Source organism: Enterobacter sp. BIDMC93, from assembly GCF_001037805.1.
GTDB classification, from domain to species: Bacteria; Pseudomonadota; Gammaproteobacteria; order Enterobacterales; family Enterobacteriaceae; genus Enterobacter; species Enterobacter hormaechei_C.
The window spans coordinates 1545929-1558794 of sequence record NZ_KQ089962.1 but is presented as its reverse complement, the minus strand read 5'-3'; the positions used below and the strand labels follow the sequence as shown (position 1 = coordinate 1558794).

Below are 12866 nucleotides of genomic sequence, written 5' to 3'. Positions count from 1 at the left end.
GCCTCGCCCTGTCTATGAGTGAATTTAAAGACATTCCCGTGCGCTTATCGCCAAATAAGCTTACGTTATCCGATTCTGAATTACAGCGTATTGGGCAACTGATCTATCGCCGCGCCGGGATTGTAGTCAACGCACAAAAACGAGAGATGATTTTTAATCGTTTATCACGGCGGCTACGGGCGCTGGGGATTGACACATTTCTTGAGTACATCAGCATTCTGGAATCCCACAGCGAGCATCCGGAATGGCAGAACTTTGTCAACGCGCTGACAACCAATCTGACCTCTTTCTTTCGCGAAACCTACCACTTCCCGGTGCTCGCAGAACACGCCCGTCAGCGGCCCAACGGCTACCGCGTCTGGTGTACCGCCGCTTCCACCGGGGAAGAACCTTGCTCCATCGCCATGACGCTGGACGAGACTCTGGGGAGCGCGACGGGAGGGCCACGCGTCTGGGCCTCTGACATCGATACCGAGGTGCTGGCCAAAGCGGAGGCAGGGGTATACCGCATGTCCGACCTACACTCGCTGACCCTGGTGCAAAAACGCCACTATTTTTTGCGCGGCTCGGGTGAGAACAGCGATCGGGTGAAGGTAAAGCCAGAACTGCTGGCCGCTATTCACTATCAGCGGCTCAACTTGCTGGACAACAGCTGGCCGCTGCCCGGACCGTTTGACGCCATCTTTTGCCGCAACGTGATGATCTATTTCGATGCGCCGACGCAGAAGCGTCTGCTTGAGCGCTTTGCCCGCATGCTGAAGCCAGACGGCCTGCTGTTTGTTGGTCACTCTGAACATTTTAATCATCCGCACATTCCACTCAGGCTTCGCGGCCAGTCGGTGTATGAACTTACGGAGGCCTTACGGTGAAACGGATACGGGTGCTGACAGTTGATGATTCTGCGCTCATGCGCAACATCCTGAGCGCAGTGATCAATCAACAGCCAGATATGGAGATGGTCGGCACCGCGCCAGACCCGCTGATCGCACGCGAGATGATTAAGCAGTTGAACCCCGACGTGCTGACGCTGGATATCGACATGCCGAAAATGGATGGGCTGGAGTTTCTCTCCCGTTTGATGCGCCTTCGTCCAATGCCGGTGGTGATGATCTCCTCGATGACCACCCGAGGCTCGAAGGCGACAATGGCCGCGCTGGAACACGGCGCCGTCGATTTTCTGGCCAAACCCGATCAGCGTATCGCCGGAAATCTGGAACTGTGGGGTGTGCAGGTCGCAGAGAAGATCCGCATTGCCGCGAAGGCAAAACTGGGACGTCAGGCTGAAGTGGCCTCGCCGATACTGCGGGGCATTACCGTGGATCCACAAAGCATTGTGGCGATTGGCTCCTCGACCGGCGGGACGGAGGCGCTGCGCCAGGTATTAACGCCGCTGCCAGCCAGCGTCCCCGGTATCGTCATCGCCCAGCATATGCCTGCTGGATTTACCCGCTCCTTCGCCCAGCGTCTTGATTCACTTTGCCAGATAAAGGTGCATGAAGCGGATGACGGCGAACCGGTACTTCCGGGTACGGCATTGATCGCCCCCGGCGATAAGCATATGGAGATCGTCCGTCACGGAAAAGGGTACGCCGTCAGGCTGACCGACGCGCCCCCCGTCAACCGTCATCGCCCGTCTGTAGACGTTCTCTTTAACTCCGTTGCACAGCTGGTGGGCGCACATGCCAGCGCCGCCATCCTTACCGGAATGGGAGCCGACGGCGCACGTGGGTTGCTGGCGTTGCGGGAGTCGGGGGCGTTTACCCTCGCTCAGAGCGAAGCGAGCTGCGTGGTGTTCGGTATGCCTCGCGAAGCGATTGCCCTTGGCGCTGCCCGAGAAATCGTCGATCTCAATAAAATTAGCCAGCGTCTGCTGGAAAGTTTCAGCCATAAACCACGACGTTCAGGAGAGAACACACATGTCGGATAAAAACCTGCGTTTTTTGGTGGTGGACGATTTTGCCACCATGAGACGTATCGTACGTAACCTGCTTCAGGATCTGGGCTATTCAAATATTGAAGAGGCGGAAGATGGCCAGGACGCGCTGAACAAGCTGCGCGCCGGTGAGTTTGATTTCGTTGTGAGCGACTGGAATATGCCCAACCTTGATGGCCTTGAGCTGCTGAAAACCATTCGCCTCGACCCGGCGATGTCAAAGCTGCCGGTACTGATGGTTACTGCGGAAGCAAAGCGCGAAAACATTATCGCCGCCGCGCAGGCGGGTGCCAACGGTTACATCGTTAAACCGTTTACTGCCGCCACGCTGGAAGAAAAGCTTGGCAAAATTTTTGAAAAACTCGGGTGAATACTATGACCACTCAGCCTGGCGAGATCGCGGAACCGCCAAAGGATCTCTTTTTGCGTATCGGTCAATTAACCCGGCTGCTGCGCGACAGTATGGCAAATCTTGGCCTGGAGCAGGCCATTAAAGAAGTCGCGGACGCGTTCCCCAACACGCGTGACCGTCTCAACTACGTTGTTGGCAAAACGTCTCAGGCCGCCGATCGCGCGCTGACGGCCGTCGAGGTGGCACGACCGCTCCAGGAAAGATTAGGTGAAAATGCCGGTAAGCTTACTGAACGGTGGGACGCCTGGTTTGAAGAGCCACAGCCGCTTGACGAGGCGCGAGAACTGGTGAAAGAGACACGTACCTTTCTGCTGGACGTGCCGGCCACCGCTCAGCAAACCAACCAACAGCTCACCGAAATAATGATGGCGCAAGACTTCCAGGATCTCACCGGCCAGGTGCTACAAAGCCTGATGCAGGTGATTCAGACCGTCGAAACCGAGCTGATCAGCGTGCTGGTTGAAAACATGCGCGAACGTGACGCGGGTATCGAACAGAGCGGTGACGCCCATCTCAAGAACGGCCCGCAGATTGATACCAGCGTCGCCGGGATTGTCGCCTCTCAGGAACAGGTGGATGACCTGCTGGAGTCGCTGGGCTTTTGATGACCCCAGGCCAACACTATGTCTGAAGAGAGCGAGAGCGACAAAACAGAAGACCCCACACCCCACCGAAAACAGAAAGCGCGGGAGGAAGGTCAGGTTCCGCGTTCGCGCGAGCTGACCACCCTTGCCATGCTTCTGGTGGGCTGGGGGCTTATCGTCGGCGCAGGTAGCCATCTGGCGACGCAGCTTGAATCTATTCTGCACAACGGGCTGACCTTTGATCGACTGCTGATCCGCGACCCGCAGAATATGTTACATCGTGCAGCCTCGCTGTTGAGCATGGCTTTTCTCGCCATTCTGCCCTTCGCCGGCGGGCTGTACGTGACCGCAATAACGGCACCGTCGATTATCGGCGGCCTGAACGCAAGCAGTAAGGCGCTAAAGGTTAATCTTAAAAAACTTAATCCCGTCACCGGTATCAAGCGTCTTTTCTCTGCCCAAATGGTATCAGAGATGATCAAAAGCATCCTCAAGGTGCTGTTGGCCGCCACGGGGGGAGGACTGTTTTTACTGCTCAATAAAAGCAGGTTCATCAATCTAATGTATGAACCGTTGGGCGGCGCGCTAAACGACATCAGCAACCTGCTGATTGGCTGCATGCTGTACGTGATTTTGTCACTGATCCCCATGGTGGCCTTCGACGTGATTTATCAGCTCTGGAGCAACTTTAAGAAGCTGAGAATGAGCCGCCAGGAGATAAAGGATGAATTTAAAAACCAGGAAGGTGACCCGCACATTAAGGGTCGCGTCAGGCAGATTCAGCGCCAGATGGCACAAAGCCGCATGATGGCCGAGGTGCCCACCGCCGATGTGGTCGTCAACAACCCGACCCACTATTCCGTGGCGCTGAAGTATCAGGAAGGCACCATGGGCGCACCGATCGTCGTCGCAAGCGGCAGTGGACTTATTGCCCTGCGCATCCGCGAGATGGCTGAAGAAAATCGGGTTCCGATGCTGGAAGCGCCACCGCTGGCGCGTGCGCTTTACCGGCACTGCGAGCCGGGTCAGCCGGTGCCCGGTGAATTATATAACGCTGTTGCCGAAGTCCTGGCCTGGGTATATAGCCTGCGCCGGTGGCGTAAAGGCTTTGGCTTGCGCCCAACAGAACCTAAAGATTTGCCGGTTCCCCCGGCGCTCGATTTTGCACAAGAGAGTAAAGAGTAATGGCTAATATCGCCACCAAATTACGTTTGCCCGGCATCAAGGAGACCCAGTGGCAGGTACTGGCCGGTCCAGTCCTGATCATGACGATCCTTGCGATGATGATCCTGCCGCTGCCAACCTTCGTGTTGGACTTGCTGTTTACCTTTAATATTGTACTGGCGATCATGATCCTTCTGGTCGCCATGTTTACCCAGAATACGCTGGAGTTTTCCGCCTTCCCGACGGTACTGCTCTTCTCAACGCTGCTTCGCCTGGCGCTAAACGTCGCCTCAACGCGCGTTATCCTGATGCACGGCCATAACGGCGCTGACGCCGCGGGCCAGGTTATCGAGGCGTTCGGCCACTTCCTGGTAGGCGGCAACTTTGCCATCGGCATTGTCGTCTTTATCATATTGATAATTATAAACTTTATGGTCATCACCAAGGGGGCCGGGCGTATTGCAGAAGTGGGTGCCCGCTTTACCCTTGACGGTATGCCCGGTAAACAAATGGCAATCGATGCCGACCTGAACGCCGGTCTGATCGGCGAGGAGGAGGCCAAACGCCGTCGAAAAGAGGTGACTCAGGAGGCAGATTTTTACGGCTCCATGGACGGTGCGAGCAAATTTGTGCGTGGCGATGCCATCGCAGGCCTGCTGATCATGGCAATAAACATTATCGGTGGCCTGATTATCGGCGTAATGCAGCATGATATGACCCTCAGCGCAGCGGGAGAAGCCTACACGCTGTTGACCATCGGTGACGGCCTGGTTGCGCAGATCCCTGGTCTTGTGATCTCCACCGCGGCAGGTGTCGTTGTAACGCGTGTGGTCAACGAGCAGGACGTAGGCGAGCAGATGGTCGGCCAGCTGTTTACCTCGCCTCGCGTGCTTGCCCTCTCTGCGGCCGTAATTGGTTTGCTGGGGCTAATCCCAGGCATGCCCAATCTGGTCTTTTTACTCTTTACCTCCTCACTTTTAGGCATTGCATGGTGGCTGCGGGGCCAGGAAGGTAAGGCGAAAAAAACGGGCGCCGCCCCCTCCGCCCCTACCCGAGCTGAAGCTGACGTGGCGCAGGTTAATGAAGCGACATGGTCTGACGTACAGATGGAAGATGTACTGGGGCTGGAGGTTGGCTATCGACTGATCCCTATGGTCGATCATGAACAGCAGGGCCAGCTGTTAACCCGCGTACGGGGTATTCGTAAGAAGTTCGCGCAGCAGATGGGCTTTCTGCCGCCAGCAGTTCATATTCGCGATAATCTCGACCTGCCGCCGACTCACTATCGTATTCTGCTAAAAGGGGTGACGATTGGTAAAGGCGAGGTCCAGCCCGATCGCTGGATGGCGATCGATCCAGGCTGTGCAGAGGGAGAAGTGCCCGGTACGCCCTGTAAAGAACCAACCTTTGGACTTCCCGCTCTATGGATCGATGAAGTCCATCGCGAGCTGGCGCAGACGCTGGGCTATACCGTAGTCGATCCATGTTCCGTCGTCGCTACGCACCTGAACCACCTTATCAGCACCCACACGGACGAACTTTTCGGTCGCCAGGAGGCGCAGCAGCTGCTTGACCAGCTCACCAAACAGTCGCCGAAGCTGATAGAGGATTTGATCCCCGGGGTAATCAGCCTGACCACGCTGCACAAAGTACTGCAAAATCTGCTCTCCGAGCGCGTGCCGATCCGCGATATGCGGACCATCATCGACACGCTGGCTGAGTATGCCACTCCTCAGTCTGACGCTGACGAGCTGACGGCCCGCGTGCGCGCTCGCCTCTCCCGGGCGATTACGCAGCAGTGGTTCCCTGGCGACGACGATATCCAAATAATCGGCCTTGATATGTCACTTGAGCAGTTGCTGGTACAGGCAACCCAGAGCGGAAGCGCTATCGAGCCGGGAATTGCCGAGAATTTAATGAAACAGACCGAGCAGGCGTTGCAGCATCAGGAAGCGCTGGGTGCGCCGCCGGTTCTGCTGGTGAACCCGGCGCTGCGTTTGATGCTGTCCCGCTATCTTCGTCGCATCTTCCCTCAGCTTGCAGTGCTCTCCAGCCAGGAGATAAACACTCAGCGCAACGTGAGAATGACGTATCTCATTGGAGGTAAATCGTGATAAGAGCCGCCTTGCTTGTTCTGCTGCTTGCGCCACCGGCGTTTGCTGCGGACGGTTCATGGAGCAGCCATAGTTTTGGCGGCACGCTGTCGCGCGGCAAGCAGGTACTGAAAAGTCGTCCAGTTCAGCCCGCCGCGCCCCTTCCGAAAGGGGTTACGCCGACGCATCTGCTGTGGAAGATTACACCGGACGGCCCCACGCCGCCGGGCTTTCGCATTCGCGTCTGTAACAACCTGCGCTGTCTGATGCTCAGGGAACTGGCGGGCGAAATCCCGTTGCCAGCGGGTTTCCCGGCCGCGGGCCCCTTTCGCTTTGAGTATCAGTCGGTAGCGCGCGGCGAAATGACGCCGCCGCTGACAATACTGAAAAATGAAATCACAATAAGGTATCGCGGCAAGGGGCCATCGGCGCCTTAAGAGAGGTTCTGACAAACGGTACCGCTCTGGCGATATCCTGCCTTAAACCTCAGCACCTCATTTATCCCGCCCAGCGCCCCCTCACATGCCAGCGCCAGCGTCATCAGCATCGTCTCATCCTCCTGCGCCGATAACATCTCCATCCCTACCGGCAGCCCGATACGGCTTACGCCACAGGGCAACGTAATGGCAGGCAGGCCGCTGATGGCGGCCAGTTCCGGCGCGCAGCCTGGCGGCATCTTCGCCATACTTTCTGGTAATCGTTGTACGGTGGGATACACAAATCCGTCGATGCGCTGCACCTCCGCCACCTGGCAAAGGTTCTGCCGCAACAGGCGCTGAAAGCGACGCCCCGCCAGCCAGAGCGGGGTTTTCAGCGTGTTACTCGCCAGCATCTGACGTAGAAACGGCGCAAACTCTGGCAGGAAAGCGCCGGAGTCCACAATGCTTGTCAGTCCGGAGGGAGCGCCAGGCTGTTTGCTAAGCCAGTCGTCAATCGCCACGCGAAATTCATACAGACTGAGGCAGGTGGCCTGCCTCACCTCTTCAAGGAAGGGGAGTGAAACCTCCACCAGCGTCGCTCCGGCACGGCGCAACGTGTGCAGCGCCGACTGCCAGACCTCCAGCTGTACCTCATCCTCTCCCTGTAACGCGGTCACCACGCCAAAGCGAACGCCTTTCAGCGAACGCACAGGAAGCGCAACCGGCGGCAGGCCATGGATCACCGCATGCAGCAAGGCGGCATCCTCAACGCTATGTACCATTGGCCCAACGGTATCTTTGCTGGGTGAGAGCGGCGCCACGCCGTCCAGCTGTGAACGGCGAAAGGCAGGCCGTAGCCCCACCAGCCCGGTATAGCTACAGGGAATGCGGATAGAGCCGCCGGTATCGGTACCCAATGCGCCATCCGCCATTCCAGCCGCCACCGCCGCGGCGCATCCTCCGCTGGAACCTCCGGCGGTGAGTGTCGGGCAAAGTGGATTCGCCACATCACCCCCCAGCGAGCTACGCGAGCGCACATCGAACGCGAACTCGGACATATTGGCCCTGGCAAGAATAATCGCCCCCGCTCTGCGCAATCGCTGCACGACCCGAGCATCCGCTGTCGCGTTAAGTGAGGCCAGCGCACGGCAGCCAAGGGTGATCGGCATCGGCGCGCAGGCAATATTATCTTTGACGATCAGCGGCACGCCGTGCAGGGGGCCGATCGGCTCTCCACGCCGACGCTGCTGCTGATGCTGTTCCGCCTGAAACATGGCGTCAGGGTTAACCCCGAGGATCGCGTTGAGCGCCCGGTGCTGCTGTATGACGTCGAGACGGCGGGCAATTTCCTCCGGACAGTCGTCTGGCGGTATCAGGCGCTTCATAGTCTCAGGCTCCCCGTGCTGAAAACCGGGCAGAAGGCTGCCCGGGATACGTTTTAGTCCCGCATGCCGGTAGTAATGGCATCAATGTCCTGCGGACGCAGACGAATTTCCGCCGCCCGTCGGTGCCCCTGCATCCCCTCGGTACGGCTCTGGCGGATCGCCGGTTCTGCGATTGCCGGGATACCCTGCTCGTCAATCCACTGATGGGTACAGATTTTGACGTATGCCCCTACCCACAGACCGCCGGTATAGCGTGCCGCCGCCATCGTCGGTAACGTATGGTTGGTGCCGCAGCATTTATCGGAGAACACCACGCTGGCGTTCTGACCAATAAACAGCGAGCCATAGTTGCGGATCTTCGCTGCCGTCGCGTGCGGATCGCGGGTATGCACCTGCAAATGCTCCGTCGCCATATGGTCAGCAAACGCAATCAGCTGCGCTTCATCTTCGCAGAGCACAATCTCACCCTGCCGACGCCACGCCTCGCCCGCCGTGGCGGCCGTTGGCAGAGTCGCAAGCTGACGCTCAACCTCCGCCAGGGTACGCTCAGCGATATCCCGGCTGGTTGTCGCCAGCCCGACGCGGGTATGAATATCGTGCTCTGCCTGCGCCAGCATATCGGCGGCCAGAATGCGCGGATCGGCGCTGTCGTCGGCGATAGTAAAAATCTCGCTCGGCCCGGCGAGGGCATCAATGCCGACTCGACCAAACACCTGGCGTTTCGCTTCGTTAACGAAGGCGTTGCCTGGCCCAACGATTTTGTCCACTGACGGAATACTCTCCGTTCCCCAGGCCATAGCCGCAATGGCCTGCGCGCCGCCAACTTTGAAAATGCGGTGCGCGCCCGCCAGATGGCAAACGGCAATCATCGCCGGATGCGCGCCCGGGGGCAGACAGGCGATAATCTGTTCACAGCCCGCCACCGTCGCAGGAACAATCGACATCACGGGTGCGGAGAGAATCGGATACCGTCCGCCCGGCACGTAGCAGCCCACCGTCTGCACCGGGATGATCCGGTGACCGAGATGCACGCCAGGCAGCGTCTCTACCTCCAGCGGCAGCATGGTCGCCAGCTGCGCCTGCGCAAAACGACGCACCTGATTAATGGCAAACTCACTGTCGCGGCGCGTCTGGGCATCCATCCCCTCCAGTGCTTCGGCAATCTCCTGCTCGCTCACCTCAAACTGCGCCGGTACGACATGATCAAACTGCTGCGAAAAGGCTCTTAGCGCCGTATCGCCCTCGGTTTTCACGCGCTCGATAATGGCGCTGACCTTCTCCGTCAGGGAACGATCGGCCTGCGCATCCTGCCCCTGCGGGCGCTTAATCCAGCTCACCTGATTTAACATTTACGCGTCCTCCATCTGGCCGAGTTTGATCTGCGCCAGCAGCGCCAGATGGTCATAAACCACCCACTCATCAACAATTTTTCCGTTGACGATGTGGTAGTGCGACATGCCCATCACGAACAGTCGTTCTCCGGTCGGCTTGCCGAGTTCGCCGTAACCCAGGTGATGTCCTTCGATAATCCAGCGTACGGCCACTTTGACGCCGCCTTCATCGCACGGGTTGGAACAAATATGCTGCGGCAGCCACGCGCCGTCAGGGATCATCCCCACCAGCGCCAGCGTCTGATGGGTTACCGCCGCGGTGCCGTACAGCTCTTTCATCAGCGGACCGTGCCACTGTACGTTAGGCGCATACACTTCTTTGATCTTGCCAAACATCCGGCGGTTGTAGATCTCATGCAGCCAGCGCAGGCACTGCTCCTCCGTATCGGTGTGCGCAATGGAAACATCGCACTCCATCTCCGGCGGATATTGCCCCAGCATGCGGCCGTTTTCGCCGATGTCCATCACGCGGAAGCCTTTATCGAACTGCTCCTTTGCCATATTAAATGCGATTTGATCGGTATTCAGGCCAAGCTGTTTCATCAGTGACATATTGTCGCTGACTACCCACTCCCGATAAATTTTATTCTCGTGGATCATGCAATCCGCCACGGTACGCGTCACAAACGTACGGTTCGTCGGTTTGCCTAAATGGCTGTACTGTGTATGCCGCCCGCTTCCCGTCACCAGGTGAGAGGTATAAAAACCGTCAACATCATTTCCGTTCCAGATAACCTGGGTTGCCATTCCGCGCCGTTCCGGGAAGGCAATTAAGCGTTGCAGCGTATCCTGCACCACCTGTTCGCGGTTATAGAGTGTCCCCAGCGCGTTATACAGCACGCAGTTATGGGTATAGTGAGAATAAATTAAGCCGACATCGCGCTCGTCCCATATTTTATGGGTGCAGCGAACGATATAATCGACAATATCGGTATAGCAGTCATCAAAGCCGCGTAATGATTGCACGCGCGGTCTTTTTTCCGGTACCAGATCGACAAAATCACGACGCTCCACCTGTAATACAGGTTCCTCTTTCAGCGATTTCACGCTGCTTTTTTCGGGTACGGCTGGTGCTTTATTTGTTGCTTCGGTGGAAGACATATAAACTCCTGCTCTGTTTTCAGACAATAAGAACCCGCACCCGTAAGTGAGGGTGAATCAAACACGGTTATTTTTTGCAGCCGGAATAAGGGGGCTGCCGCCCCATTAATTAAATATTTGCGACCAAATCGCTAATTCATCGATCCCCAGATATTCACGGAAAATTAAACCATCACGTAATTCAAGCTGGCTGATACCGGTAATTGATATGGGTTTACGGGTCGGCGCACCAAATTTGCCGTAACCGTCATGCCAGGTTAACAACGACCAGCGCAATGAAAGTCGAATCGGCTCATTAGGATCTTTACGCACAATCAGGTGATGAAGCTGCGTTTCGCTGTCGGCAAATGAAGCGCGATAACCGGAAAGCTGTGCGCCAATTTCCTGTTCGCCGGTGCAGAGGCAGTGCCCCGGCGCGTACAGCGTCGCCGCCGGGTGATAGAGACCGGGCACCACGCCGCTGTTACCGCCCGCCCACATCGTTAAGTAGCGCTCAACGACCCCGGCCAGCGCCCCTTCCACGTCGTCGCCCTCAGGCCCACCCGCCCAGCGGGCGTCCAGCGTCTCAGCAGACACAGATTCCAGCCCAAGCTGCTGGCGCATGGTCGCCAGGTTAAAAGCAAAGTCGCGGACATCCAGCCCCAGTTGCGCCACAATCGCGGCACGATCCTGAAGCAGCCACTCCTGGCGTACGGCACCATCAACACAGATGCGATCGGCCCAGGTGCGGACCCAGACATTTTTCCCGGTCGGCGGGCCAAAAAATCCCTCCCCCTGGTGCTGAATGCGGGCTACGGTACGCTGCGCCGCATAGTACTCGTCCCCCGGGTTCTGGCTGCACAGAATATCCTCCGTCAGCACCGCTCGCTGCGGGAAGCTGTGCATCGCCTCAAGCGTCAGGCGCATAAACTGGGAAAGCTCATGCAGCTGTTTTTCGGGGGTAGTGAAAACCACCGGCGTGGCGTAAAAATCCGCCAGCTGGCCGATATCTTTCTGCTCCCACACCACGTGCGTCAGCGTCAAAATGAACTGCTGGATAGAGTCGAATTGAGGGCTGAAGCCCCGCAATCTGGTCATGTGCGCTCCTTAGACTGGAATAGCGTTAAACCATTGGTTTCGATAACGCCGCTGCGTGGGCGACGCGCCGAGTGGCGTATCACCAGCGTACCGGGCACCGTAATCTGTTCAGGCTCTATGGTTCCGCTGTCAATTTGCTTCATTAACAGTTCCACCGTGGCATCCACCATCGCGCCGACCGGCTGCGACGCCGAGGTCAACGCATAAGAGGGCCAGCCGGAAGGGCCGATGTCGTCATAGCCGACAACGGAGACCTCCTCCGGAATGCGCAAACCAAACTCATAGCGCGCCACATCCATTACCGTGACGGCCATATGATCGTTGGCGACAAAGACCGCATCCGGCGCTGGCGACGTCGAAAACAGGGTATAGGCTGCCCGGGTGGTTTGCTGAGCGTCGTAATTCCCGTGCACCACCCGGACATCGGTGATGCCATGTTCTTCCAGCGTGGAAATGAACCCGCGCTGGCGGGCGATATTGACCGGGGAATCGGCCACGCCGCCCACGTAGGCAAAACGCTTGTGCTCCCCCGCCAGCAGAAACTCGGCAATCTGCCGCGCGGCCGCTTCGTTATTACTGTTGACGCTGGAGGCCATGCCACTCTCTTCGCTGCGGTTAAACAGCACTACCGGGATCCCGGCGGCAAGGCACTCCTCGGATAACTCCAGCGACAGCGTCACCGAGGCCAGCACAATGCCATCCACCCGGTACTGCATAATCTGGTCAAAAATACGGTCTACGTTACCTTCCCGATCGCCAACGAACAGCAGCAGGTGATAGTTCAGCGTATCCAGCTTTTGCGCCAGCGCCTCCAGCACCTGCGAGTAAAAGGGGTTATCAAAGTAAGAAATGACGACACCGATAATGCGCGAACGAGCCGTGTTGAGCGAACGGGCGATCGCATTCGGGCGATAGCCCAGCTCGCGCGCTGCCTTCAGCACTTTTTCACGCGTTGCCGGTGAAATGCTGGCCCCCGGCGTGAATGTTCGCGACACCGCAGATTGCGATACCCCCGCCAGCTGAGCGACCTGTTGGGATGTGACTGCTGCAAAAGTCTTACGTTTCATTACCCCTGATTCCTTATCAACGTCCTGCCCATTTGCGCGTGCTTCAAACGCCTCAGCAAGTGGGTGTTTTTTATACTTACACCACCTTTGCATGCGTATGCAACACAAAAAATTAAAATTCTCACAACAAGATCGAGATCACTTTACAAACATGAAACCTTTTCGTAACTTCAAATCTTGAATACGTATGCAAAGAGTTTTCATACCGTCAATGGTACCGGAGAGAACAGGAGTCGCCCA

The 12866-nt window shown here is 57.4% G+C and carries 12 protein-coding genes; 7 read left to right on the top strand and 5 right to left on the bottom strand.

Annotated elements, in window-relative coordinates; all coding sequences use genetic code 11:
- Positions 1-14 precede the first annotated feature (14 nt).
- Genes SK58_RS07345 through SK58_RS07315 form a run of 7 tightly spaced genes read left to right on the top strand, consistent with a single transcriptional unit; the run spans position 15 to position 6623 of the window.
- Complete coding sequence (locus tag SK58_RS07345) at positions 15-869, top strand: CheR family methyltransferase (RefSeq protein ID WP_015571622.1); 855 nt, start codon at positions 15-17, stop codon at positions 867-869.
- The gene (locus SK58_RS07340) at positions 866-1927 is read left to right on the top strand and encodes a protein-glutamate methylesterase/protein-glutamine glutaminase (protein ID WP_023295295.1); all 1062 of its coding nucleotides are present in this window, start codon (positions 866-868) and stop codon (positions 1925-1927) included. Before SK58_RS07345 ends, SK58_RS07340 begins: the two co-directional genes overlap by 4 nt.
- Entirely contained in the window at positions 1917-2303 is a 387-nt protein-coding gene (gene cheY / locus SK58_RS07335) for a chemotaxis response regulator CheY (protein WP_015571623.1), read from the top strand. The genes SK58_RS07340 and cheY overlap by 11 nt, the downstream gene beginning before the upstream one ends.
- A 5-nt stretch (positions 2304-2308) precedes the next feature.
- Positions 2309-2950: a protein phosphatase CheZ gene (cheZ, locus tag SK58_RS07330; RefSeq protein WP_015571624.1), complete on the top strand. Its 642-nt coding sequence runs from the start codon at positions 2309-2311 to the stop codon at positions 2948-2950.
- Positions 2951-2968: 18 nt separating this feature from the next.
- Positions 2969-4114: a flagellar biosynthesis protein FlhB gene (flhB, locus tag SK58_RS07325; protein WP_015571625.1), complete on the top strand. Its 1146-nt coding sequence runs from the start codon at positions 2969-2971 to the stop codon at positions 4112-4114.
- On the top strand, positions 4114-6207 hold the full coding sequence (gene flhA, locus SK58_RS07320) for a flagellar biosynthesis protein FlhA (RefSeq protein ID WP_015571626.1): 2094 nt from the start codon (positions 4114-4116) through the stop codon (positions 6205-6207). The genes flhB and flhA overlap by 1 nt, the downstream gene beginning before the upstream one ends.
- Positions 6204-6623 (top strand): flagellar protein FlhE, encoded by a 420-nt coding sequence (locus tag SK58_RS07315; RefSeq protein ID WP_023304283.1) that lies wholly within the window; start codon positions 6204-6206, stop codon positions 6621-6623. Before flhA ends, SK58_RS07315 begins: the two co-directional genes overlap by 4 nt.
- Here SK58_RS07315 and SK58_RS07310 read toward each other — a convergent pair.
- From SK58_RS07310 to SK58_RS07290, 5 genes are all read right to left on the bottom strand, one after another.
- A complete protein-coding gene (locus tag SK58_RS07310; RefSeq protein WP_048219588.1) occupies positions 6620-7990 on the bottom strand; it encodes an amidase in 1371 nt (456 codons plus the stop codon). The two genes, SK58_RS07315 and SK58_RS07310, sit on opposite strands and share 4 nt — an antisense overlap.
- 53 nt (positions 7991-8043) lie before the next feature.
- Entirely contained in the window at positions 8044-9339 is a 1296-nt protein-coding gene (hisD, locus tag SK58_RS07305) for a histidinol dehydrogenase (protein WP_017692810.1), read from the bottom strand.
- Complete coding sequence (locus SK58_RS07300) at positions 9340-10482, bottom strand: nuclear transport factor 2 family protein (RefSeq protein WP_033487538.1); 1143 nt, start codon at positions 10480-10482, stop codon at positions 9340-9342.
- 105 nt (positions 10483-10587) lie between these two features.
- On the bottom strand, positions 10588-11559 hold the full coding sequence (locus SK58_RS07295) for a nuclear transport factor 2 family protein (protein ID WP_015571630.1): 972 nt from the start codon (positions 11557-11559) through the stop codon (positions 10588-10590).
- Positions 11556-12626: a LacI family DNA-binding transcriptional regulator gene (locus tag SK58_RS07290; RefSeq protein ID WP_003862277.1), complete on the bottom strand. Its 1071-nt coding sequence runs from the start codon at positions 12624-12626 to the stop codon at positions 11556-11558. The genes SK58_RS07295 and SK58_RS07290 overlap by 4 nt, the downstream gene beginning before the upstream one ends.
- Positions 12627-12866 lie beyond the last annotated feature (240 nt).